The 23,033-nt window shown below is 60.1% G+C and carries 20 protein-coding genes and 1 tRNA gene; 4 read left to right on the top strand and 17 right to left on the bottom strand.

From position 1 onward, the window contains the following. Nucleotides 1-4: 4 nt before the first annotated feature. The 6 genes from phnD to FRH_RS07325 form a co-directional block, all read right to left on the bottom strand. The gene (gene phnD / locus FRH_RS07350; RefSeq protein ID WP_239286502.1) at nt 5-970 is read right to left on the bottom strand and encodes a phosphate/phosphite/phosphonate ABC transporter substrate-binding protein; all 966 of its coding nucleotides are present in this window, start codon (nt 968-970) and stop codon (nt 5-7) included. 109 nt (nt 971-1,079) lie between these two features. Beyond that, nucleotides 1,080-2,834, bottom strand: a complete 1,755-nt coding sequence (locus FRH_RS07345; protein ID WP_239286482.1) for a bifunctional diguanylate cyclase/phosphodiesterase — start codon at nt 2,832-2,834, stop codon at nt 1,080-1,082. A gap of 119 nt (nt 2,835-2,953) precedes the next feature. Continuing rightward, nucleotides 2,954-4,876: an alkaline phosphatase D family protein gene (locus FRH_RS07340; RefSeq protein WP_239286483.1), complete on the bottom strand. Its 1,923-nt coding sequence runs from the start codon at nt 4,874-4,876 to the stop codon at nt 2,954-2,956. A 47-nt stretch (nt 4,877-4,923) separates the two neighbouring features. Continuing rightward, on the bottom strand, nt 4,924-6,288 hold the full coding sequence (locus FRH_RS07335; protein ID WP_239286484.1) for a HAMP domain-containing sensor histidine kinase: 1,365 nt from the start codon (nt 6,286-6,288) through the stop codon (nt 4,924-4,926). Then, nucleotides 6,285-6,959 (bottom strand): response regulator transcription factor, encoded by a 675-nt coding sequence (locus FRH_RS07330; RefSeq protein WP_239286485.1) that lies wholly within the window; start codon nt 6,957-6,959, stop codon nt 6,285-6,287. The genes FRH_RS07335 and FRH_RS07330 overlap by 4 nt, the downstream gene beginning before the upstream one ends. A 26-nt stretch (nt 6,960-6,985) precedes the next feature. After that, nucleotides 6,986-7,312, bottom strand: a complete 327-nt coding sequence (locus FRH_RS07325) for a hypothetical protein (protein ID WP_231125601.1) — start codon at nt 7,310-7,312, stop codon at nt 6,986-6,988. 195 nt (nt 7,313-7,507) lie between these two features. Between FRH_RS07325 and FRH_RS07320 the strand changes: the two genes are divergently transcribed. Continuing rightward, nucleotides 7,508-7,984, top strand: coding sequence for a PepSY domain-containing protein (locus FRH_RS07320; RefSeq protein WP_239286486.1), 477 nt, complete (start codon nt 7,508-7,510; stop codon nt 7,982-7,984). Nucleotides 7,985-8,087: 103 nt separating this feature from the next. On the opposite strand, the gene FRH_RS07315 is transcribed toward FRH_RS07320, so the two are convergent. Next, nucleotides 8,088-9,437, bottom strand: a complete 1,350-nt coding sequence (locus FRH_RS07315; protein ID WP_239286487.1) for a Glu/Leu/Phe/Val dehydrogenase — start codon at nt 9,435-9,437, stop codon at nt 8,088-8,090. A gap of 113 nt (nt 9,438-9,550) precedes the next feature. Between FRH_RS07315 and FRH_RS07310 the strand changes: the two genes are divergently transcribed. Continuing rightward, the gene (locus FRH_RS07310) at nt 9,551-10,546 is read left to right on the top strand and encodes a DUF1853 family protein (RefSeq protein ID WP_343218338.1); all 996 of its coding nucleotides are present in this window, start codon (nt 9,551-9,553) and stop codon (nt 10,544-10,546) included. A 7-nt stretch (nt 10,547-10,553) separates the two neighbouring features. On the opposite strand, the gene proB is transcribed toward FRH_RS07310, so the two are convergent. The 4 genes from proB to rplU form a co-directional block, all read right to left on the bottom strand. Next, nucleotides 10,554-11,714, bottom strand: a complete 1,161-nt coding sequence (gene proB / locus FRH_RS07305) for a glutamate 5-kinase (protein ID WP_231125607.1) — start codon at nt 11,712-11,714, stop codon at nt 10,554-10,556. 39 nt (nt 11,715-11,753) lie between these two features. Beyond that, the gene (gene cgtA / locus FRH_RS07300; RefSeq protein WP_239286488.1) at nt 11,754-12,944 is read right to left on the bottom strand and encodes an Obg family GTPase CgtA; all 1,191 of its coding nucleotides are present in this window, start codon (nt 12,942-12,944) and stop codon (nt 11,754-11,756) included. A 174-nt stretch (nt 12,945-13,118) separates the two neighbouring features. Beyond that, entirely contained in the window at nt 13,119-13,376 is a 258-nt protein-coding gene (rpmA, locus tag FRH_RS07295; protein WP_139527922.1) for a 50S ribosomal protein L27, read from the bottom strand. Nucleotides 13,377-13,406: 30 nt separating this feature from the next. Continuing rightward, nucleotides 13,407-13,718: a 50S ribosomal protein L21 gene (rplU, locus tag FRH_RS07290; protein WP_139527921.1), complete on the bottom strand. Its 312-nt coding sequence runs from the start codon at nt 13,716-13,718 to the stop codon at nt 13,407-13,409. Between the two features lie 284 nt (nt 13,719-14,002). On the opposite strand from rplU, the gene ispB reads away from it, so the two are divergent. After that, nucleotides 14,003-15,007, top strand: a complete 1,005-nt coding sequence (gene ispB / locus FRH_RS07285) for an octaprenyl diphosphate synthase (protein ID WP_239286489.1) — start codon at nt 14,003-14,005, stop codon at nt 15,005-15,007. A 104-nt stretch (nt 15,008-15,111) separates the two neighbouring features. Further along, nucleotides 15,112-15,188 (top strand) — tRNA-Pro (locus FRH_RS07280). A 99-nt stretch (nt 15,189-15,287) separates the two neighbouring features. On the opposite strand, the gene FRH_RS07275 is transcribed toward FRH_RS07280, so the two are convergent. From FRH_RS07275 to FRH_RS07250, 6 genes are all read right to left on the bottom strand, one after another. Further along, complete coding sequence (locus FRH_RS07275; protein ID WP_281998014.1) at nt 15,288-16,961, bottom strand: methyl-accepting chemotaxis protein; 1,674 nt, start codon at nt 16,959-16,961, stop codon at nt 15,288-15,290. Between the two features lie 298 nt (nt 16,962-17,259). Next, on the bottom strand, nt 17,260-19,521 hold the full coding sequence (locus FRH_RS07270; RefSeq protein ID WP_281998013.1) for an ATP-dependent DNA helicase: 2,262 nt from the start codon (nt 19,519-19,521) through the stop codon (nt 17,260-17,262). Continuing rightward, nucleotides 19,518-21,197 carry a VRR-NUC domain-containing protein gene (locus FRH_RS07265; protein WP_281998012.1) on the bottom strand — a complete coding sequence of 560 codons (1,680 nt, stop codon included), beginning with the start codon at nt 21,195-21,197 and terminating at the stop codon, nt 19,518-19,520. The genes FRH_RS07270 and FRH_RS07265 overlap by 4 nt, the downstream gene beginning before the upstream one ends. Nucleotides 21,198-21,229: 32 nt before the next feature. Continuing rightward, the gene (locus FRH_RS07260; RefSeq protein WP_153843210.1) at nt 21,230-21,586 is read right to left on the bottom strand and encodes a hypothetical protein; all 357 of its coding nucleotides are present in this window, start codon (nt 21,584-21,586) and stop codon (nt 21,230-21,232) included. A 110-nt stretch (nt 21,587-21,696) separates the two neighbouring features. Then, nucleotides 21,697-22,740, bottom strand: coding sequence for a histone deacetylase family protein (locus FRH_RS07255; RefSeq protein ID WP_239286492.1), 1,044 nt, complete (start codon nt 22,738-22,740; stop codon nt 21,697-21,699). A gap of 9 nt (nt 22,741-22,749) precedes the next feature. Further along, nucleotides 22,750-23,028 (bottom strand): GIY-YIG nuclease family protein, encoded by a 279-nt coding sequence (locus FRH_RS07250; RefSeq protein WP_139527915.1) that lies wholly within the window; start codon nt 23,026-23,028, stop codon nt 22,750-22,752. Between the last annotated feature and the right edge of the window lie 5 nt (nt 23,029-23,033).

Raw genomic sequence — 23,033 nt, 5'->3', positions numbered from 1 at the left:
TCGTTCAATCGCAGTCGTACGTCACGCCGTTGGCATCGGCGATGGTACGGATCACGGACCAGTTCTCTTGGTAGGTGATCGGAATGAACTGTGCTTCACCGGAGTTGGCAAACTCGGCTTCCAGCGGTGTGCCTTCCCAGTCGTAGCTAAAGAATGCATCCTGAATCTGCTCGGCAAGTTCAGGGTTCAGGTTGTGCGCCAGACCATAGGCCGTCGTGGGGAAGGTTTCAGAGGTATAGATGACGTTGTAATCATCTTCGCTCACCACGTCGCGGGACAGCATGCGTTTGGCGACGGAGTTGGCAATGGCGGCCGCGTCGTAATCTTTGTTCACGACGCCTAGGATGGAGTTGTCGTGAGAGCCCGAAAAGGCGGTTTCGAAGTCTTCACCCGCTTCCAGGCCGTACTCGGAGCGCAGCAGCGCGGAGGGAGCGCGAAAACCGGAGTTGGACGTTTCGGAGGTAAACGCCAGCTGACGACCGGCCAAGTCTTCCACCGACTCGATGCCGCTATCGGGGTAGGTGATGATTTCCATCTCGTAGCCGAAGCTACCGTCTTCTGCCGCCATCATGGCAAAGGGACGGAAGCCACCACAGTTGACCGCCACCGGCACACCGCCAGTGTTGAAGCCCGCCACGTGCAAGCGTCCTGCGCGCAGGGCTTCCTGCTGGGCAGCGTTGGACTGCACGGGGAAGAACTGGACATTTTTACCGGTAGCGTCGCTCAGATGGTCCAGAAAATCGGCCCAAACATCGGCATAAACGGCGGGATCTTCCACCGGCGTATAAGCAAAGACCAGCGTATCGGGATCGACCCACTGCGACTCGTCGCTGGGCACGTCGGCGATCATGTCGCCGTCGCTGTCCGTGTAGCGTGAAGAGAGGTCAGCCGAGGCAGACACCGCTGCCAGTGAAAAAGCGCCTACGACAGCGGCGCTCAACAGCGTACGAGAGAAAGAGACAGAGTGCATGTGCATGGCATCACCTAAGCGAGTTATGAAGTGTTCATGCCATAGTGGCGGGCCAATATGACAGCAGTGGGACACTCCCGTGACGCTTGGGTGACGACGACATGACGACCTACTGGGCTTCTCCGGTGCAGCAGCCCCGCCGCTCGACGAACAGACTGTTGCCCGCGATTTTTTTGGCCTGATGCTTTAGCTCTGATAGCTGCGCGGCGATATCCAGCGCCTTGCAGGGCGCTGGGTCAGTAATTGGCTTGACCGCAATCGAGACGCTGACAAAGGGGAAGAACGTCACGCCCCCTTGTCGGCTTTCAATGGAAATTCCCCCCTGCAGCCGATCACTCTCCTCATAAAACCCCGGCGCCAGCACTTCGAAAGAGTGGAGAATTTGCTCGCAGACGTTTTGCCAGTGCTCTAACGGCAGCAGCATCATGAAATCGTCGCCACCGATATGCCCAATAAAGCCCCCCGCGCTCTCCACTTGAGCCTGGAGCAGCCGTGAGAGCGAAATGATCACGTGGTCACCGCGAGCATAGCCATAGGCATCGTTGAACGCTTTGAAGTTGTCCAGATCGACGTATGCCGCCGCGAACCCACGCTCTTCGGATAAATACGCCGCCAGGGTTTCGTTGATCAAAATATTGCCGGGCAGCCCGGTAAGAGGGTTGGCATGGCGCGCTTGACGCACTTGAATCGCGGTAATCTCCCGCAGCAGATCGACGATATTGCCCATGCCCAGGTAGTGACCGTCACCGCCGACGATGACGAAATCTTCCTGTTCGATATCGCGGCTGTCGGTGAGCTGTTGACTCAGGGCCTCTAAAGAGAGCTCTGCGTCCGCAACGATCATTTTAGGATCGGCGATATCTAACACGCGACGTTTGGCATACAGCGCGTGGCCGTACTGATTGGCAAACAGCGTCAAAAAAGCGTTGCGGCGGACCACTGCCACAGGGACCCTCTCTTCCACCACCGCCACGCAGCGCAGCTTAGGGTCTTCGCGAAAGCGTTCAGCCAGCGCGGGCACTAAACAACTTGCCGGGACGCTCTCGATGGGACGCAAGATGGAGTGCGCCGTGCGTCCCGCCGGGCCTTTGAGCTGGGTGGTGGCGGGCAATAGCGTATTAAGCTGCATGGGTGGCTGAGGGCTCGGTCGAGCAAAATAGAACCCTTGCAGCAGTGCCAGCCCGCGATCGAGTTCCCATAGGCAGAGATGCTCGGCCGCCGTTTCGACCCCCTCGGCAATGAGCTGGCAATCGAGGCTGCGGGCGACATCCAAAATCGAGCGCAGAAACTCGCGCTTGGCGGGTTCCTGATCGATCCCAGAAATAAAATGACGGTCAAGCTTGACGAAATCGGGCCGTAGCTCCGACCAGTGGCGAAGACTCGAGTGACCAGCCCCCAAATCGTCCAATGCCACCTGAAACCCCATGTCGCGGTAGTGATCTACCGCTTGGCGCATCAGCTCGTAGTCGTGAATCGGCACATGCTCGGTCAGCTCGATGACCACCCGCTCGGGTGGCAAGCCGCTCTCTTGGATAAAACTGAGCGTCAGCCCTTCACGAAAATCCCGCTCCACAATGGTCAGCGGCATGACATTGAGAAACAGCAGTCCCGGCAGGTCGAGCTCGGCAAAGCGGCGTATGGCAAGACGCCGGCAAAGCAGGTCCAGCTCGACCAGCAATCCCGCCTGGGTCGCCACATCGAATAACCGCAGCGGAGAGTGAAGCGGAGACGTTTTTGGCCCGCGAATCAGCGCTTCATAGCCGTAAATAGCCTGCTGATTGGCGTCCACGATCGGTTGGAACAGCACGTGCAGCTCTTCTGCCGCAATAATGTGATTTAGCCACTGCGCTTCTTGTGCGGTCATATGCCTGCTGCCCTATCAAACGTCGACTATCCCTATGATTCGTAACGCTCCATGAGGAAGGTACTAGGGCAGCAAGGGTGCGTCATTGTGATGACATTTGTATGACAACCAGCGGTTCTTTACGTGTCGGTAGGGATCGCCGGCGGTGGAAACACTGCCTCGCCACCGCTGGCATCGAGCTGGCGAATGTCCGTTGGCTTGCCCTGCTCATCCAGGCTCACCAAACCAATGCCACTGGCGTTCCACAGTCGCTCTCCGGCGCTGGCTTGGTCAGGGTCGCGGGGGTAGATGCTAAGCTTACGCCGCTTGGTGAACCAGTTCAGCGGCGACAGCGGTGCGTAGAGCCAGCGGTTCAAGCGGTCAAAGGTATTCAGCAGCTGCTTGGGAAAGGTATTTTTCACTCCGCTGGAGGTGATCTGCCATAGCTGGGGAGCGCGCCTCTGACGGCGCACGACGATGTCGTAGGCAAAGGAGTAGTGCACATCTCCCGAGAGAATCACGTAGTTACCGGGCGTTTTGGAGTGCCGCCAGATATGCAGCAGCACGTTAGCCGCGCCGCGGTGCGCCATCCAGTTCTCGGCATCGACCACCAACGGCTTGCCCGCCAGGGTAAAGAGCTTTTGAATGCCTTCGATCAGTTTGACGCCAAACATCGGCGCAGGCGAAACGATGACCGCGCTTTGGGTGCCCAGCAGCGCCTGCTGCATCTCCATCAGCGCTTCCCAATCCATCAAGCCAGACGGGCGGTTGGGGCTGCGCTCGCTGCGCCAGCGCCGGGTGCGGGTATCCAGTACGATGAGCGTGGGCGTGCCCGGCACCTGAAACTCCCAGCCCTGAAAGCGCAGCAGCCGCTCGATAAACGCGTCCTGGTGGTCAGGCTTCAGCGGGCCGACATCGTCGAACAGCGTGATCGCTTGGTGAAGCAACGGATTAAGTTTATCGGGCGCATTCCCCCACCCCTGGCAAAGCAAATACGCCACCAGCGCGTTACCAATAATGCGCTTGGAGAACGGATGCCCATAGGCGCAGCGCTCCCAGTCGGCGGTCAGGTTCCAGTCATCGGTGACATCATGATCATCGAAAATCATCAGGCTGGGCACGTGGGCCATTAACCGAGCGCACTGGGGTAGCCCCTCTACGAACGCTTCGATGATTGCCTGCTCTTCGCGATAAGCCTCGGCCTCTTTTTCGCCTAGCGCCGGTGCCTCATAGGCGATCACTTGCCACGGTGTCGGCGACCATACCAGGCAGTACATGGCGAGCATCTCGGCCAGGGTCATGAGATGATTCTGGGCGTTGGCCGATGTAAAGACGGGTTTTTTCACGCCCCCAAAAAAGCGCTCACGCAGCGCCGCATTACTGGTGACATCCGGCAGCAGTGCTTCTCGATGGTAGTAGCTCTCCGGGGCATTGTAGAGTGCTTGGCTACCCTCGACGGTAGCACCTTCCAGCCACTCATCGACCAACCCCAATCGGGCAATCAACGCATGTACGGCGCGCAGCATAGGGCCCGCCACGTCGTCGACGTATACCTGATCACCGGTCATCAGCAGCCATGCGGGCCACTCGGAGGGCGTCTCCTGACGCTCGGCCAGCCAGCTATCGGCCCTTACTAAGCCGTCGGCGCTGTCGTGGTGGGGTTTACGGCAAGAGCCGTGCATCAAGCGGTGGTGGCGAGAGGCCAACACAAAGCCCGGAGAGTCGTAGCCATCGTGGCATAGCCACGGCGCCCATTCAGGCAGAGGCCGCCACTGCCCTTCCTGGCTTTTCACCTGGAGATCGTAGGCGATACGGGTATCAGTGGGTAGCGCGACGGGCAGCCTTAGGTCAATCGCATGAATATAGGCATGCCGCCCAATCGCTACGCATTGATGGGCATTATCGAGTGCGTAGGTCTGCTGGGCGTCTTGCCCGGAATTCAATACGAGCTGCATGGTGAGCGGCCGGGTCGCTACCAGCCATAAAACGAGCCGGGACGGCGACAGCCGCCTCAGCAAAGGCCCAACCAGAACGTCGGGTAACGTCGTAGCGATTCGCGTCATTTCACACCCTCTGTGCTGTGTGTTGCATCGCTGCTTGACGGGTCGATTCAAACAGCGACCACAGGCAGTTCAATGACCACCTCTAAACCGCCAGACGCTGCGCGCTGTAGGCGCATCTGGCCATGATAAAGCGTGACGAGGTCCGTCACGATGGCCAAGCCCAACCCGCTGCCCGAGCGCTGCTCGTCCAGCCGCTTGCCGCGCCGCACCGCCGCTTGGCACTCCTGGGCCGTCATGCCAGGACCATCGTCGCTCACCACCAACCGTAGCGTCTTGTGGTCGGCCTGCAGACGAATGTGCACATCGCTATTAGCCCAGCGCAGCGCATTGTCGAGCACGTTACCCGCCATCTCTTGTAAATCTTGACTATCCATATGCACCTCCACGCCGCTATCGACGGTTTGGCGCAACGTAATATGGCGGCGCTGCGCTAGCCGGGCGAGCCCAGTGATGAGCGGCGAGAGCGTCTCGTGTAGCGCCACCGGGGCAAAGCGTACGCCCTCACCGGCGGCAGAGGCCCGCGCCAGATGGTGACGCACGGCGCTATCGATACGCGCCAGCTCGGCCTCCCAGGCACTGCGGCTCTCGCTAGGGAGCTGTTTGGCCAGTAGCCGCATGACGCTGATCGGCGTTTTGAGGGCATGGGCCAAATTGCCCGCCGTGTGGCGGCCGCGCTCGATGAGCCGCTGATCGCGGGCCAGCACCGCGTTCATGGAAGCAGCGAGGGTCGCTAACTCCTCGGGCAGCCGGGTATCCAGTTGCTCTGCTCGCCCCTGCTCTACGTCGCGCAGGTTGGCATTCATACGCCGCAGCGGCGCGAGCCCCCACCGCACCTGCAGCGCCAACACGCCCAACAGCATCACCCCAAGGCCCAACAGTCCTAGCCATAACACCTGCTGGAAGGCCTTGATGTCCTCGCGCAAGTCATCGTCTCGCGCGGCAACGCTCACGTGTAGCGGCGCTTCCAGCGCGCCCAGGTAGATATCTCGCTCTACCACGCGCAGTTGCTGACCACGTGGGCCCGACAGAGTGCGGGCAGTCAATCGCTCGCTTTCCAGCACCGGTAAGCGCTGATCCCATAACGACCGCGACGTGACCGTGTGGTTCGCCTCATCGGTAATTTGCCAGTACCAGCCGGAGTACACGTGGTCGAAGCGAGGGTCCCCTAGCGCACGCTCGTAGCTGAGCTGCTCGCTCAAAGGATCGTAGGTCACCCCGGCGATCACCACGTTGAGCGTCGCTTCCAGCCGCTCGTCGAAGGCGCCGACGGCCGCGGTGCGGTAGTGATGCGCCAGTAGCCATCCAGCGATGGGCAGCGCCAGTAGCACCATCAATAGCACCGCCAGCAGCAGGCGTAAGTTGATCGACCGCCCGGCCCAGCGCTGACTCCAAGAAACGACACCAGCGCTCATGTGTCGCTCGGTTCGTCAGACAGTAAGCGATAGCCTTGGCCACGCAGCGTCGCAATGCGCCATGCGCCCAGCTTGCGACGCAGACGACTCACCTGCACGTCGATCACGTTGGAATCGGGCTCGTGATCGCGGTCGTAGACATGCTCTGAGAGCTCACTACGGCTAACGACTCGGGGAGCGGCGTGCATCAAATAACTCAATAGGCGGGTTTCCTGGGCGGTCAAGCTCACCGGTCTGCCCACCAACGTGACGTGCTGGGTATGCGTATCCAAGCAGAGCTCGCCGACCTTGAGGACCGGGTGCGCGTGACCGTGAGTGCGGCGCACCAGCGCCCGCAGGCGAAAGAGCACTTCAGCAGGCTCGAAAGGCTTGGTGACATAATCGTCGGCACCGGCGGTGAAGCCAGCAGCTTTATCGGCCCAGCGTTCTCGTGCAGTCAAAATCAGTACGGGAAGATCGATACCGTCTTCACGCCAGGAAGAGAGCCAGCGGGTACCGTCGCCATCGGGCAAGCCAATATCCAAAATGACCGTATCGTACGCCTCTGTTCGCACCAAAAAGTCCGCTTCCTGGCCGTTCTCAGCCCGCTCGACGATCCAATCGCCATCCTGCAGCGCTTGGCTCAGCTCACGGGCAAGCGCCTGGTCATCCTCTACCAGTAAACACTTCATCAACACACCCTTAATGGAAAAACGACTTAACGCTGCATCTCGCGAATGCGCACACCCTCGATTTGCATGAGCTGGCCACTTTGGCCATCGAACTCGAACTCCACGACTTGGCCTTGGGGTCCTAGCAGCTTGATTTCATACTCGACCAGCCCATCATCGCGCTCGACCTCGATCTCCAACACGTCACCCATGTAATGGGCGTCGAGCCAGTCGAGAATGGTCTCCAGCGGCACCACGTCGCCTCGCTGCACTTCGCTATGCAGGTCTTTCCAGTGCTGGTCCCCGGTCGCGCTACTCATCAACAAGAGTACCAGCACCAGCGCCGCACTCCCCTTCAACGGGAGCCGCCGCATAGGGGACTGCTTAAGCGAAAAAAGAGAGGTCATTTTCATGTCGCTAGAATGCCAAAGGCAACATGAACGCCAGATGAACGGCTTTGTCAGGTTTAGGAAAGAACCCAGATGATATAACTACCCTGTCGCATTCGCTGACTGACCTCGTTAGGCATCATCCAGCAATGCATTCACCAAGCAAAGAAGGAATTTGACATGAACGCGATGAAAAAAATGCTGCTGATCCCGACTTCTGCTCTTCTACTTACCGCCGCAGCGGGTAGCGCCCAAGCAGACACGCAGCCGATGGACCGGATCGATGACATTCTAACCTACGCTGCCGACTACGGGTTCACCCATATCGAGGAGATCAACGCCGACGACCGCGGCCGTGTCGAAGTGGAGGGCTGGCTGGATGACGAGTGGTACGCCGAGGTGGATTTCTCCATCGATAACGGCGACACCCTGCAGGAAGAACGTAAGCGCTTGATTACCGGTGCTTGGGGCATGAGCGAAGAGGACGTTCGCCAAGCACTCAATGCCGCGAGCCAAGAAGGCATGACCGAATTCGAAAGCATCGATATCGATAAAAGCGGCATCATCGACGTCGAAGGCCGAGAGCAGAACGGTCGCGAACTAGAGCTGAGCCTCCGCCAGGGCTCCTTTGAAGTGACCCAGATAGATCGCGACTGATCGCTCGATTAATACACGTTCTCGTTAGCACCCCGGGGCTAACACTCCATCAGCGGCGGGCCTTTGGGCCCGCCGCTGACGTTGCGCTATGTCGCTTCGCTGACTAGCGGCAGTCCTGGCAGTTACCTCGCGCCATGATGGCTTCCGCAATCCGCTCGATGCCCTGGCGATAGGCGGCTTGTCGATACGTCACCTGCTCTTTTTCCGCCCTGAGCAGCACTCGCTTGGCTTCATCGCCAAGTCGGTCATCCAAGCGCTGATTGACCTCGCTCTCGTGCCACTTTTCACCAGCGCGGTTTTGCAGCCACTCGAAGTAGCTCACGATGACGCCGCCGGTATTCGCCAGCACGTCAGGCAGCACCGGAATGTCCCGTTTTTCCAGTGCGGTATCCGCTTCGCTAGTGAGCGGCCCGTTGGCAATTTCGAGCACCGCGCCAGCCTTCACCTCGTCGACATTGTCGCGGTGCAGCTGATTTTCCAGCGCGGCGAGCACCAGCACATCGACCTCCAGCCCCAGTAACTCATCCCCCGACATGGCTTTGCCCTGCTGGCTTTTGGACAGCTTGCCGTGCTGTTGCTTATCCTCTTTCGCCGCGTCGATATCCAGCCCGTCGGCATGGTAGATCGCGCCACTCGAATCGGAGACCGCGACCACCTTATAGCCACGCTGGCTTGCCAGACGCGCAAAATGGAAAGCCGCATTACCAAATCCTTGCACGGCGAGGGTGGTCTCTTCGGGCGTGCGCTCCTCGCGCTCAGCCCATAGGTCCAGTACGGTGAGCGCTCCGCGCCCCGTGGCTTCGACGCGCCCCGGCGAGCCACCCAGTGAGAGCGGTTTTCCGGTGATCGCTGCGGGCGCCTGGGCACGTCGAATCTGCTCGTACTCATCGATCATCCAGCCCATGACGGTGGCATCGGTGTTTACGTCCGGAGCGGGAATGTCACGGTCGGGCCCCATGATATCGGCAATAGCGCGGATATAGCCGCGCGCCAAGCGCTCACGCTCCAATGACGATAGCGCCTTGGCATCCACCTGCACGCCACCTTTACCCCCGCCATAGGGCAGCCCCACTACGGCGCACTTGACGGCCATCCAAAAGCTCAGCGTAGTCACCTCATGCTGATTCACATCCGGGTGGAAGCGCACGCCGCCCTTGGCCGGGCCGAGGCTGGTGTCGTACTGCACCCGCCAAGCGGGAAACGCCTTCAAGCTACCGTCGTCCATACGGACCGGCACGCTCACTTGCAGCGAGAGGCTAGGCTGCATCAGCCGGGCCTGGGCATCGGGATGAATTTCCAGCGCTTTGAACACCGTTTCAAGCCGCGAGCGAGCATCCTCGAATAGCGCGGCGCCCGTCTCAGGGGTTAGCTGCTGTGGCGCATGATTGGCGGACGTTATCGCCGAGGACTTGTGCGTTTTAGACGTTTTCTTTTTCGACTTGCGACTGCCCATGCAACACTCCTTGGCTCGGTAGGGATTTTATTGGCATCACGAGGTATTGTGTTTAGCGTAGCAGCAAGCGGCTGACTCAGTCGCCTCTCGAGCCCCCTTGATAGGAGAGACGTTTGACGACCTCTGCCGAAGGTGTCAGCGATAGGATTCACCACGCCGTACTGCGCGATATGGCGTGGCTGCTGGCAACACCGGACCTCGTGGCGCTGGGCAACTACCCCGGCCGCCCCAGCAATGCCACATTGGGTCTCGATGGCGGGCAGCAGGCGTGGTTGCAAACACTAGCGCCCAATGTCGCCGCGCTCGATGGCCAGCTCGCCACCCGCATGGGGCACTACCATGAGCGGCTTTGGCATTTGCTGCTGGATAACGCGCCCAACACTCGCCTGCTGGCCCACAATCTGCGCATTACCCATCGACGAAACACCCTGGGTGAGCTGGACATGCTCTACCGTACTCGGGAAAACCCGGCTCCGGTTCATTTGGAAGTGGCGATCAAGTTCTATCTCGGCCTGCCTGAAGGGCCAGGAGACGCCGCGTGCCAAAGTCGTTGGATTGGCCCCGGGGGCTTGGACAGCTTAGCGCTGAAGTACAGCCATCTTTTACATCATCAGCTACCGCTCTCCCGTACGCCTCAGGCAAAGACTGCCATGGCGCACTGGCTAGCGCCCCGTGACATCGCAGAGCCGACAGCGCTCAGCGCACGGCTCACTCAACGGCTAGCCCTTCCTGGCGTGCTGTTTTACCCCTGGCACGCAACGCTGCCGCCCCCCGCGGGCGCCACGGCCGAGCATCGGCGTGGATGGTGGTGCCATCAGCATGCTTGGCCCAGTGTCGCCGAGCATTACAGCACGGCGCTGCAGCTCGCCAGACTTACCAAGCCCCACTGGTTAGCCCCTCCACCGCTCGACGCCTTTGGCGCTGCCAAACAGCGGATGCCAGACGTGATGGCACAGGTCGACCGCTACGGACCGCAGCAAGTGATGCTGTACGATCCGCAGAAAGAGCAGGAGGGAGCACATTACGAAGAGAGGCCGCTAACGCGGCTGATGGTGGTGCCCGACGACTGGCCGCACCAAATACCGCTGCCACCCAAACGGCGCGGTTAACCTATGTTTAAATCACCACGAGATTGTCGCGATGGATGAGCTCGTGGGCTTCCACGTAGCCGAGAATGGCTTCGATCTGATGGCTGGGTTGGCCTGCTAGCTGGCGCGCCTCATCGGCACCGTAGTTGATCAAGCCCTTGGCCACGCGGGCACCTTGTTCATCCACACAGAGCACCATGTCGCCACGCTTGAAACTGCCCTGAACGTCCCGTACACCCACGGCTAGCAGACTGGAGCCTTTGTCGCGCAGCACGTTGACCGCGCCCGCATCCAGCACCAGAGTACCGCGCACCTGTAGCTGCCCTGCTAGCCAGCGCTTACGCGCGGCCATCGGCGCCTGATCCGGGCGCAGCAGCGTACCCAACGCTTCGCCGCCCATCAGGCGAGTAATGACGTCCGGCTGGCGACCGCTGGCAATCACGGTCACCGCGCCGGAGCGCGCCGCGAGCTGCGCTGCACGCACCTTGGTGCTCATGCCTCCACGACCCAGCGCGCCACCGCTGCCCGCGACGGCGGCCAAACGCGGGTCGTCGGCTCGCCCTTCGGCAATCAGCGTGGCCGACGGATCATGGCGCGGGTCGGCATCGAACAGGCCTTCCTGGTCGGTGAGTAGCAGCAGCGCATCGGCCTCCAGGAGGTTGGCCACTAGCGCGCCCAGTGTGTCGTTATCGCCGAAGCGGATCTCGTCGGTGACGACGGTATCGTTTTCGTTGATCACCGGCACCACGCGCATCTCCACCAGGGTACGCAGCGCCGAGAGCGCATTGAGATAGCGCTTACGGTTAGAGAGATCGTCGTGGGTAAGCAGAATTTGCGCAGTGAGCATGCCGTGGCGAGCAAAGTGCTGCTCGTAGCACTGGGTGAGCCCGTTCTGCCCTACGGCTGCCGCCGCCTGAAGCTCGTGCACGGCGCTGGGGCGCGCCTGCCAGCCTAGGCGCACCATGCCTGCCGCCACGGCTCCCGAAGAGACCAACACCACATCGATACCCTGCTGATGCAAGGCAGCAATTTGATCCACCCACCCGCCGATGGCCGCTTCGTCCAGCCCGCGGCCATCGTTGGTGAGCAGCGCGCTGCCAATCTTGACCACTATCCGGCGGGCGCTACTCAGCGCCTCACGGCCCGGCAACTGCTCGTTGTGTTCCACGTCGCGACTCTCCCACGCCATTGCGCTCACGCGATTCATCCTGGTCGGCATGCCTGCCGTTTACGGGGCGTACTCTACGTCGACATCGTAATCATCGTCGTCGAAATCGTCATCGTCTTCGTCGTCATCGCGCTTGCGGCGACGACCAAGGCGAGCCTCGGTGCGGGCCACCGACTCCTCTTCCATGCGGCGACGCATCTCCTGCTCGCGGGCATGGGCCTCTTCGTCTTCGTTTTCCAGACGCTGCTGCTCGGTGAGCCAGCGGTACGCCGCCTGCACCAGCTTGTCAGTGCCTTCGCTGCTGATCGCCGAAATACGGAACACCGGACCGTCCCAGTTCAACGCCTCGATGATCGCCTGGGCCCGCGCTTCGCGCTCCTCTTCCGGCAGCAGGTCGAACTTGTTCAACACCAGCCAGCGCGGCCGCTCGGAGAGCGCCGGGGAGAACTGGCCCAGCTCGTGCACGATGGCCTGAGCAGCCTCGACCGGATCGGACTCGTCGAACGGCGCCACATCCACCACGTGGAACAGCAGCCGCGTACGGGTCAGGTGCTTCAAGAAGCGCAGCCCCAGACCCGCGCCATCGGAAGCTCCTTCGATCAGTCCCGGAACGTCGGCCATCACGAAGTGCTCGTGCATCCCCAGCTTGACCACGCCCAGGTTCGGCACCAGCGTGGTGAACGGGTAGTTGGCCACCTTCGGCTTGGCCGCCGACACCGACCGAATCAGCGTCGACTTACCGGCGTTGGGCATGCCGAGCAGGCCCACGTCCGCCATTACCTTCATTTCCAGGCGCAAATTGCGGCGATCACCTTCGGTGCCTGGCGTGGTACGACGCGGTGCGCGATTGGTAGAAGACTTGAAGTGAATGTTACCCAACCCACGGCGACCACCTTCGGCCACCAGCACGACCTGACCGATTTCCGTCACGTCGGCAATCACCTCTAGGGTATCTTCATCGATCACCGTGGTGCCCACCGGCACTTTGACGTGCAGATCTTCCCCGGCTTTACCGCTCATCTGGCGACCCATACCGCCCTGACCGTTTTCAGCTTTGTAGAAACGCTGAAACTTGAAATCAATCAAGGTGTTGAGCGCATCATCACCAATCAGATAGACGCTGCCTCCGTGGCCGCCATCGCCACCATCAGGGCCCCCTTTGGGCACATATTTCTCGCGGCGAAAGCTCAGACAGCCATTGCCGCCTTTACCTGCCTCAACAATGATCGAGGCTTCATCGACGAACTGCATTGGATTCTCCCGGCCGCTTCCGCCGCCCTGACTACCACTACACTATCCCTCCCGCTTCATGCGGGCCAAAGGGATCGAAAAGACAAAAAAGCCCCGCCATGGCGGGGCTTTTTTTCGTCATCTTCACACTGCGTAAATTACCCAAGATAACTTACACACCGCGATCGTGGCTGCTTAGGCAGACACGATGCTGACGAATTTACGGTTCTTCGGACCTTTGGTCTCGAACTTCACGACGCCATCGTTCAGCGCGAACAGCGTGTAGTCGCGACCAACGCCAACGCCCGTGCCAGCATGGAAACGCGTGCCGCGCTGACGAACGATGATGTTACCGGCGGTTGCCGCTTGGCCACCGTACAGTTTCACACCCAGGCGTTTGGATTCGGAATCGCGACCGTTACGCGTGGAGCCGGCTGCCTTTTTATGTGCCATTGCAAAATCCTCCTAAAGGGAAGTGACTGCTTACGCAGAAATTCCGGTAATTTTGACTTCAGTGAACCACTGACGGTGGCCCTGACGCTTCATGTGGTGCTTCCGGCGGCGGAACTTGATGATGGTGACTTTGTCACCACGGCCGTGGGAAACGACTTCGGCGGACACCTTGGCACCGCTTACCAGCGGAGCGCCAACGTTGACGTCGTCGCCGTCTGCAACCAGCAGCACTTCATCAAACTCTATCGTTTCGCCGGTCGCGACTTCGATTTTCTCGAGTTTGAGGGTCTGACCTTCTTGAACGCGGTACTGTTTGCCACCGCTTTTGATAACTGCGTACATGTCGCTCTCCGGACTTGTCGTTAATGCCGGTTACGCCCCGCGTAACCAACGCTCATCGCCTTCCGCTCTTATCGACCTGCTGCGAGTGGCGCCCCTTTTGGCAACCATCTGACAGGGAGCATGATGAGTGGGTCGCGGATTATAACGACTATCGCTGCATACCACAAGGCCACTGGGGTTTGTCAATCGCTCATGCGCCCTCCCCGCCGCGCTACGCCTTGACGCCTTACAGGCAGCCCCATAGCATGGCTTCAACCTTTTACCCGCCGCAATGAACGGAACCCATGACAGCCAACGTCTCCCCCACCTCGCCTGCCAGCCCTTCGCCTTCACCGCTGCACGCCGTGGTGGCGGATGACTTTGATGCCGTCAACCGCACCATCGTGGCGCAGCTCAACTCTAAAGTGCCGCTGGTCGAAACCATCGGCCAGTACATCATCGACAGCGGCGGCAAGCGCCTGCGTCCGCTGTTGGTCCTGCTGGCGGCACGTGCGTTAGACTATGAGGGTGACAAACACATTACCCTCGCCACCCTCATCGAGTTCATGCATACCTCGACGCTACTGCATGACGACGTGGTGGATGAGTCGCACATGCGTCGAGGCAAAAAAACCGCCAACGACGCCTGGGGTAATGCGCCCTCGGTCCTGGTAGGCGACTTTCTCTACTCCCGCTCGTTTCAAATGATGGTCGACGTCGGTTCCATGCGCATCATGGCGATTCTATCGGGCGCGACCTGCGTCATCGCGGAAGGCGAGGTGCTGCAGCTGACCAACATCGGCAATCCCAGCATTTCCGAGACGGACTACTTCGAGACGATACAAGGCAAAACCGCGATGCTGTTCGAAGCCGCTTCTCATAGCGGCGCCGTGCTCGCCGACGCCACGTCCGAGCAAGAGCGCGCCCTGCAGCACTACGGCCGCTATCTGGGTCTCGCTTTCCAATTGATCGACGACCTGCTGGATTACCAGGGCGACGCTGATGCCATGGGTAAGAACGTGGGAGACGACCTCGCCGAAGGTAAACCTACCTTGCCCCTCATTCATGCCATGGAGCGTGGCACCCCTGAGCAAGCCAAGCTGATTCGCCAGGTGATCCGTAAAGGCGGCCTGGAGCAACTGGACGAGGTGCTGGCGATCATTCACGCCACCGGCGCCCTCGAATATACTCGCGCCCGGGCAGAAGAGATGGCGGACAAAGCGCTGGCCGAGCTCGACGCCTTACCCCCCAGCGCCTACCGCGATAGTATGGCGCAGCTTGCCCGCTTGGCCGTCGACCGCCAAGCCTAACCGTCGAGATCGGCCTCGCGGCACAAACCACGCAAAAGGGGCTTGAAAAAAGCCCCTTCCCTGCGTATGATTCGTCCCGTTGTTGAGCATGTCTTAGCAACCTTCGGAATATAGCTCAGCTTGGTAGAGCGCTGCCTTCGGGAGGCAGAGGTCGTAGGTTCGAATCCTGCTATTCCGACCAAAGAATTCAATGAAAACGGCCACTTCGCTCTCTAAGCAAGTGGCCGTTTTTGTTGGCATCCCCCCAGCCACGCGGATAGGGGGGACGGCAGGCGCGTGCTTAAAACGCCTCCCACTCCGGTTCGGCCACATCGGCACGGTTTTTCTTGGCCGATGAAACGGTGGGCTTTGCCGGAGCCTGCGCTGGCGCGCGCGCGATGGGAAGCGGGTGACGAGCTTCGTGGGCCGATAGTTTGAACGTAGCGACTGCGCGCTCCAAATGGGCAGCTTGCTCTTCTAAAGACGCTGCCGCTGAGGCGGACTCTTGAACCAACGCCGCGTTTTGCTGGGTGACTTCATCCATTTGTGCGATGGCTTGGTTCACCTGCTCGATGCCGTCACTTTGTTCGGTCGAGGCCGCGGAAATTTCGTCCATGATATCGGCGACGCGCTTCACGGACGCCATAATGGCCTCCATGGTCTGCCCGGCGCCCTCTACCAGCTGCGACCCTTGCTCCACCTGCCCTACCGATGTTTCGATCAGTGCTCTGATCTCTTTGGCAGCATCGGCACTGCGGCTGGCAAGATTACGCACTTCGGTCGCGACCACCGCGAACCCCCTGCCTTGCTCCCCTGCGCGCGCCGCTTCCACCGACGCATTGAGCGCCAAAATATTGGTTTGGAACGCAATAGAGTCAATGACGCCAATGATATCGCTGATTTTTCGGGAGCTGTCGGCAATGCCGTGCATGGTCACGACCACTTGCTCGACGGCCTCGCCACCCTGGGCAGCCGTCGCCGACGCTTCGCTTGCCAACGTACTGCCTTGACGCGCATTGTCGGAGTTTTGCTTCACCGTCGCCGTTAGCTGCTCCATGCTGGCAGCGGTCTCCTCGAGGGAAGCGGCCTGCTGCTCAGTGCGGGAAGACAGATCAGCGTTACCCCCGGCAATTTCGCGTGCGCCAATGTGGATCGAGCCACTGCTATCACGTACGGAAGAGACCGTTTGCGACAGTCCCGTTTGCATGTGTCGCATCGCCGAAAAGAGTTGGCCAATTTCGTTACGGCCACGGTCGGCAATGCTGTGCGATAGATCGCCTTGCGCAATGCGCTCGAAATGCTGCCCCGCCTCTTTGAGCGGACGCAGGACGACACGCATCATGCCCATGAGCACCAGCGCGATACACAGCGCCACAAACAGCAGCACAGCGATCTCCACATACGTATTGATGGTTCTGCTCTGTTGATAATCATCCATGAGGTTCTGGCCGCGCTGACGAGCATAGGCGATAAAGGCTTCATTTGCGGCCATGTACGCTAGGTTGAGCTGATCGCCGGTCGTTTTAGCGGCACGAAACGCAGCTTCATTACGATTGTCGAGTCCGGTATATTGCGGCTCCAAACCATTGGCAACGAGCTGTGTAAACGCTGCCTCGATAGCATCGGCATAGGGTTGGCCCTGTGCTGATTTCGGCACGGCCAAGAAATCTTCGAAATACTGTTTAGCCATCTGAAGCGTTTGATTGGCTTTTTCTAGGTGGGCGCTGGCAAGCGCGGTCTCTCCTTCGCTCAAGGCATCGAGATGATTCAAGAAAAACAGCTGGGTGTCGGCCACGTTGACCTGCGCTCGATTAAGCGCGTTCAGCTGTTTAACGTTGATTCTATTGAGCTCTTCGAGTGCGTCGGATGCTTTAGAACTACTGAGGTAGCCCAGCCCGGCCACCAGCAGTATAAAAGCCGCGAAGAGTCCTAAGATGGTGATCAGACTTGCCTTGATCGATATGTTTTTCAGCACGTTAGCGTCTTCCACGTGAGTACGGAACAACAGGCCACAAGCGCGACCTAGATAGATGTCTTGCTATCAGTAGAAGGGCGTTCTGACGATAGGGTGACTAACGTGTTTATCGGCATTCCCGCTTGGACGTTTAGAGATTGCTAGAGCAAGTGTCGAAACATTGATATAGATCAATATTTATTGCCGGGCGCACACGACGCCCCAATACACGTTTATTATAAATAACAATATTCTATCGATTTAATGATAGGTTAGCTCATTAGCGTATCAGGCAACCTGATGGTGCTTTAGGTAACGATCAGCTTAACTGCCACCAACGCGGCAGTAAGGCGCGCACTTTGTTCTGAGCGAAGCGATCATCCATTAACACCACAACCCCCTCATCTTCAGGGCTGCGGATCACGCGCCCGGCGGCTTGCACCACTTTGATCATACCGGGGATATGATAGGTATAGTCATCACCTTGACCGAACCGCGCCTGCAGCCGTGCCTTGAGCGCTTCGTTGAAGTCGTTGAAGGGGGGTAAGCCGAGCGTCGCCACAAAGGCACCAATCAATCGGTCACCGGGCAAATCGATTCCCTCCGCAAAGGCGCCGCCCAATACGGCAAAGCCAATCCCTTTCCCACCCGATGCAAAGCGAGCTAGAAACGCATCACGCTCGGGTTCCTGCATACTGCGTGTTTGCGCCCAAGCCGGAATCTCAGGGTGCGCCAACTCGAACGCACGCATCACCTGTTCTAGGTATGCAAAACTGCTAAAAAAAGCCAAATAGTGGCCCGGCGTGCGCCGGTACTGCGCTGCCAGGGTAGCCACGATCGGCGTTACCGACGCCACACGATGGTGATAGCGCGTGGAAATGTCGGTGCGTAACTGCACCTCTAGTTGGCACGCCACGAACGGCGAGTCTACCTCACGCCAAACACTCTGTTCGGGAAGACCCAGCAGGTTCCGGTAGTAGTGAAAAGGCGTCAGCGTGGCCGAAAACAGCACCGCACAGTGGGCACGCTCAAAACGGGGGGCAAGAAAATCCGCCGGTATCACATTGCGCAGCCCAAGCACCGCACGTCCCTTACCTTGAATCTCCAAATCGCACAGCGAGTGGTCGCCGAACGATTCCGCTAAGCGACAGAACGCCAGTGCTTCGAACAGCAGTTCCTGAAGCGCCTGATTCACTTCGTCGGGATGCTCCACGAGATAGTCCGTGATGGCCCCGGCCAGGGCATGCAGCGCCCCCACCAGCTTGGTGGGCAGTGCCTCCAACACATGGTAGCGGCGCTCTGGTGCGTGCTCGGCCGTCTCTTTGTTGAGCGCCTGCCACTGCCTGCCCACTCGGGCCAACGGCTTGGCTAAGGCGGGTGAGGATTGGCGGCGCAGATAGCTCAAGCGCTGCTGGGTGAGGGCGGCGCTGTACATGCCACGAGCGCGCTCTACCAGGTTATGCGCCTCATCCACCAGTAGGCCCACCCGCCAGTCGTTGGCCTGGGCAAGCCCGTGCAGAAGCGCATGGCTATCGAACCAGTGATTGACATCCCCCACGACCACATCGGCCCAGCGGGCCAGCTCCTGGCCCAAATAGTAGGGGCAGACGTGATGTGCCAGCGCTACCTCGCGCAGTGCTTCGCGGTCTAGCCAGCTTTTCTCTACCGCGACTTGGCGAGCGGCAGACAAGCGATCGTAAAACCCCCTGGCCAACGGGCAGGTATCGCCCTGGCAGGCGGTACCCGGGTACTCACACGCTTTTTCACGGGCTACCAGTTCCAGCACACGCAGCGCCTGCGTGGGAGCATCCAAGCTCGCCAAAGCATCCAACGCCAAGCGGCGGCCTGGGGTTTTCATGGTGAGAAAGGCGATGCGGTCGAGCCGCTGACGGGGCATCGCGGAGAGCATAGGGAACAGCGTGCCCAGGGTTTTGCCGATACCAGTGGGCGCCTGGGCCAGCAGGCAGCGCCCGGTGCTGGCGGCTTTGAAGACATCCTCGGCCAGTGCCCGCTGGCCGGGGCGAAAATCCGCGTGAGGAAAGGTCAGCGTGGTGAGCCACCCATCGCGACGCTCGCGGTGGGCGGCCTCCTGCTCGGCCCAGGTTAAAAAGCGTTGGCACTGGTCGACAAAAAACGCTGTTAATTCCTCGTTGCTAGCCTCGAGCGTCAGCCGCGTTTCCTGGCCACTGTCGATATTCAGGTATACCAGCGCCAACGTAATGTGCGGCAAATCCCGCTCCGCGCAAAGCAGCGCCCCGTACATCTTTACCTGCGCCCAGTGGAGCGACCGCTGGTTATCGGCCATGCGCGTTAGGCTACCGCGATGGGTCTTGACCTCTTCGACACAGTTGGCCGCCACATCGAAACCATCGGCGCGGCCAGACACGTGTAGCCCCTGATACTCACCGGAGAGAGGAAGTTCGGCCTCGTAACCCGCTATGTTTTCCCGCCGTTTGGCCACCAGAGCGTGCCCCTCGATACCCGCTTGGGCGCTGGGCGAGGGAGTGAAGCGGTGGTCGAGATCACCTTCGCGCGCGGTGAAGTCGCACAGCGTGCGCACCGCCACCCGATAGCGGCTCATGGCACGGGCTGCCAGCGCACGTGGCACACTTCGACGGGTATGTCGTGGCGGCAGAAGAAGTCGATCCAGCGGCGCTGGTTATCCTGCAGCCGGTCGCCGGGGCCTTTCACTTCGATCATGCGATAGCGAAGCTCCCCATCGGGCGCATCGGGTATCAGTTGAATGAGATCGGGCAGGCCCGCTCGGTTGTGCTTTAGGTCACTCAACAAGCGGATAAAGCAGGCCCGCAGGTGCTCAGCGGGCAGACAGTCAAGTGCCGCCGTTAGCAGCGGCTCGTTCAGGAGTCCCCAGTGCACGAAGGGCGAGGTAATGCCCTGTTTGGCGTGCCAGGTGGCCCGAATCGTCTCGCGGTAACGCCCGTCGTCTAACTGCGCCAAGCAGGCGTCGATCTCGGCTTGGCGCTGGACGACGAAATCCTCGCGGTATAAATCCGCAGGGCCGCTGTGGAACGGATGAAAAAACGCGCCCGGTAGCGGTTTGAACATCACAGGCCAGAGCAGCAGACCAAACAGCCCGGTGATTAGTCCATTTTCCACATAGAACACCGGGGCAGTGGCGGTGGATAAGTGCTCGGCAACGGCGCGTTCTACTGGTTGCGGACCAGCAAGCTCCAACACATAGGTCGGCGCCTCGGCCGCCTTGACGGCCTGTGGGGAGGGCAACGCCAGCTTGCGTGCCAAGCGCGGTAGCAAGCGACTCAGCGCTTGGGCCTCACCCTCCCCTGCCTGCTCCAGCGCGACCTGGGCGAGTTCATAAGCTTCCGAGTAACGGCCAATGCGCTCCAGTACGCGCAGCCTACGTATACGCGCCTCGCTGTTATTCGCTTCGGCGTAAAGCGACAACGCCTGCTCAACGTTGCCACTGCGCTCTGCCGTGCGGCCCAGGGTCAACAGCAGCCGCGAACGGCGGGCGTCTAGCCAGCGGTTACCAAAGGCGGCGGGCACCTCTGCAGGCAGCTGCTCGGGAGATTCGCCGTTTTCCAGACGCTCGCGCAGGCGGTGCAGCGTGAGGTAGGTGTCCACCTCTTCCCGGCGCTGAAACGCGCGAGACTCTGCGGTCAGCGGAACCTGTTCAAAACGCTGTAGGCCCAGCTCAGTGAGCACGAACTCAGCCCAATCTTGGCGCACGTTGCCAAAGAACATCAGCCGCAGGCGGTCGCATAGCGCCATGACGTTGAGTCGCACGATACGCGTCGACGCTTCTGGCCACCACTGGCGCAGCGGCAGTGCATCGGTGAGTACCGGCGTTAACGCCGTCTGAAGTGCGGTTTTAGTGGCATTAGACGCCAGACCGGCGGAACGAACAGAGGCTCTCAAGGCGTCGCGTAGCTCGCTCAAGCGCAGCAGCCGAAACAACTCATCAATGGTTAACAGCGGTGCGTCACTCACCCAGCCAAGGGCTAACAGTGGCAACAACGCCTGATGCGTATCGCCAATTTCAGTATAGCTGAGCTTATCCAAGCGAAACAGCTCGCCTTTACGCATCACCATGCGTACCAGCAGCGCTTGAGAAGCGCGTGGCAACTGCAACCACTGCTCGAGCGCGTGGTGCTCATCGGCGCTGAGTAGATCACCGTGGCGCGCCTGCACCCACGCGACCACGAAGCGAAAATTCGCTAAGTAGTAAAAGGGATCATCGAGAGAGGCGGTCGCCGGGGCGGCAGAAGCACTGTTCATTCATCCATTGTAACAGTGCGAGCGGTCGTGGGTTAACCCACGCGATGCTGGTAAAGCACTGCTAATGCCTCGTCAGCGGCTTGTTCATCGATGGATGCCGTCTCATTGGGCGGCACTGGCGGCCTGCGCCCGCCGACCAACACGTACCACTCCGCTTCCGTGAGATAGTGCTGGCACCAGCGGCTGAGGCCATCGGCCACGGCTTCCCGGGGACACTCGCCGCCGCGAAACACGGTCGCAAGGTGCAGTAAATCCTGACGCGCAGTCCGTGCACGGGCATTACCGCCGTGCACCTTGGAGAGCGGGCAGCGTCGGTCGTAGGCCGCGTTGGTGAGGGCATTGAGCCAACGCTCCACTTCATGTGCCTGAATACCGCCGTAAACTGCCACGTGCCGCTCCCACTTTGAACGATCAAGTTAACAAAATAGATGTCGACCTATAGCATAGGCCAAAAAGGCATAAGACTGCCCGAATTTCGTGCAACTGTCACTTTACTGCCTCATTTCACTCTCTGGGCGACCTCTTCAAAACCATGCAATACGTTCACCACGTTAATCCCGATATCTTCGACGGCATACCCCCCTTCCATTAGAAATACGCAGGGTAGCCCAGCGGCCGCGAGACGTTGACCGAGGGCGATGAAGTCGGCGTGCTGAAAGGTAAAGGCACTGATCGGGTCACCTTCGAAAATGTCCACGCCCAGCGACACCACCAGCAGCTCGCACTCCGCTTGATGGATGCGCGCCAACGCTTCATCCAACGCGGCCATCCAGGTGGCAACGGAAGTGCCCGGCGGCAACGGGTAATTGATCGTGAAGCCGTCGCCTGCTCCCTCACCGGTTTCATCGGCGTAGCCAGAGAAGTAGGGGAAGGTCACGTCAGGATCGCCGTGCAGGGAAGCGAACAGCACATCGTCACGGCGATAGAAGATCTGTTGGGTGCCGTTACCGTGGTGAAAGTCCACATCCAGAATTGCCACGCGGCGCTTGCCAGCGTCCAGCGCACGTTGGGCGGCGATGCCGGCATTGTTGAAAAAGCAGTAGCCGCCAAACTGATCTATCGCCGCGTGGTGGCCTGGCGGGCGGCACAGTCCAAAGGTCGGATCGCCCGACGCCAGGGTGTGATCGACCGCTGCCAGGGCCGTATCCTTACTCGCCAGAGCCGCGGCAAAGGTGCCTGCCGTAATCGATGTTTCGGCGGCCAGAGCGTAGTAGCCCAACTGGCCGCTCACCGACTGGGGAATACGGTCGCCGCGCATCGTTCGGGCGGGCCAAATGTTGGGAATCGCCTCGCCAGCGTGGCCCGCCGCTTGCCACGTCGGCCAGCAGCGTTCCAAGAACGCGACGTAGTCGGCATCGTGCACCGCCAGCACGGGCGCCAAGCCGTAATTGCTAGGCGCGCGGACATCGAACGCGGCTTGGCGCAGGGCGGCCAGCACCAAGTCGATGCGTTCCGGGCACTCAAAGGGGGTGACCAAGGCACCATCGTGCAGCTCGCTTTGCGCTTGGCGCAGGCGGCTACCTTCGGAGAAAAACGTCAGCATCAGGGCTCCTTACTCTTCATACGTCACTGGCCACTTCGCCGCCCAGCGGCGTTTTTGGTCCGGCGACTGCTGCTTCAACCGGTACTCTGCCTGGCTTGCCGCTGCCCGATCGGCAAACGGCTGCGCGCCAAGCAGCGCCAGCGGCGGATTCGCTCGGGTATAGCGCGCTCCCTTACCCGTGGCATGGGCGCGGTAGCGCTTGGCGAGGTCGTTAGTGATGCCTACGTAGGTACCACGCTGACACTCTAGCAAGTAGAGATACCATTGCGGCGATGAACTCTTATCCATGGCGA

The sequence above is a fragment of the Halomonas sp. A020 genome (assembly GCF_027943625.1).
Taxonomy (GTDB): Bacteria; Pseudomonadota; Gammaproteobacteria; order Pseudomonadales; family Halomonadaceae; genus Vreelandella; species Vreelandella piezotolerans.
This window is presented reverse-complemented; position numbering and strand designations above follow the sequence as displayed.

What these genes read in the sequence shown, in the direction of transcription:
- phnD (WP_239286502.1), bottom strand. Translation starts at nt 970, where the DNA reads ATGCACTCTGTCTCTTTCTCTCGTACGCTGTTGAGCGCCGCTGTCGTA.
- FRH_RS07345 (WP_239286482.1), bottom strand. Translation starts at nt 2,834, where the DNA reads ATGACCGCACAAGAAGCGCAGTGGCTAAATCACATTATTGCGGCAGAA.
- FRH_RS07340 (WP_239286483.1), bottom strand. Translation starts at nt 4,876, where the DNA reads ATGACGCGAATCGCTACGACGTTACCCGACGTTCTGGTTGGGCCTTTG.
- FRH_RS07335 (WP_239286484.1), bottom strand. Translation starts at nt 6,288, where the DNA reads ATGAGCGCTGGTGTCGTTTCTTGGAGTCAGCGCTGGGCCGGGCGGTCG.
- FRH_RS07330 (WP_239286485.1), bottom strand. Translation starts at nt 6,959, where the DNA reads ATGAAGTGTTTACTGGTAGAGGATGACCAGGCGCTTGCCCGTGAGCTG.
- FRH_RS07325 (WP_231125601.1), bottom strand. Translation starts at nt 7,312, where the DNA reads ATGCGGCGGCTCCCGTTGAAGGGGAGTGCGGCGCTGGTGCTGGTACTC.
- FRH_RS07320 (WP_239286486.1), top strand. Translation starts at nt 7,508, where the DNA reads ATGAACGCGATGAAAAAAATGCTGCTGATCCCGACTTCTGCTCTTCTA.
- FRH_RS07315 (WP_239286487.1), bottom strand. Translation starts at nt 9,437, where the DNA reads ATGGGCAGTCGCAAGTCGAAAAAGAAAACGTCTAAAACGCACAAGTCC.
- proB (WP_231125607.1), bottom strand. Translation starts at nt 11,714, where the DNA reads ATGGCGTGGGAGAGTCGCGACGTGGAACACAACGAGCAGTTGCCGGGC.
- cgtA (WP_239286488.1), bottom strand. Translation starts at nt 12,944, where the DNA reads ATGCAGTTCGTCGATGAAGCCTCGATCATTGTTGAGGCAGGTAAAGGC.
- rpmA (WP_139527922.1), bottom strand. Translation starts at nt 13,376, where the DNA reads ATGGCACATAAAAAGGCAGCCGGCTCCACGCGTAACGGTCGCGATTCC.
- rplU (WP_139527921.1), bottom strand. Translation starts at nt 13,718, where the DNA reads ATGTACGCAGTTATCAAAAGCGGTGGCAAACAGTACCGCGTTCAAGAA.
- ispB (WP_239286489.1), top strand. Translation starts at nt 14,003, where the DNA reads ATGACAGCCAACGTCTCCCCCACCTCGCCTGCCAGCCCTTCGCCTTCA.
- FRH_RS07270 (WP_281998013.1), bottom strand. Translation starts at nt 19,521, where the DNA reads ATGAGCCGCTATCGGGTGGCGGTGCGCACGCTGTGCGACTTCACCGCG.
- FRH_RS07265 (WP_281998012.1), bottom strand. Translation starts at nt 21,197, where the DNA reads ATGAACAGTGCTTCTGCCGCCCCGGCGACCGCCTCTCTCGATGATCCC.
- FRH_RS07255 (WP_239286492.1), bottom strand. Translation starts at nt 22,740, where the DNA reads ATGCTGACGTTTTTCTCCGAAGGTAGCCGCCTGCGCCAAGCGCAAAGC.
- FRH_RS07250 (WP_139527915.1), bottom strand. Translation starts at nt 23,028, where the DNA reads ATGGATAAGAGTTCATCGCCGCAATGGTATCTCTACTTGCTAGAGTGT.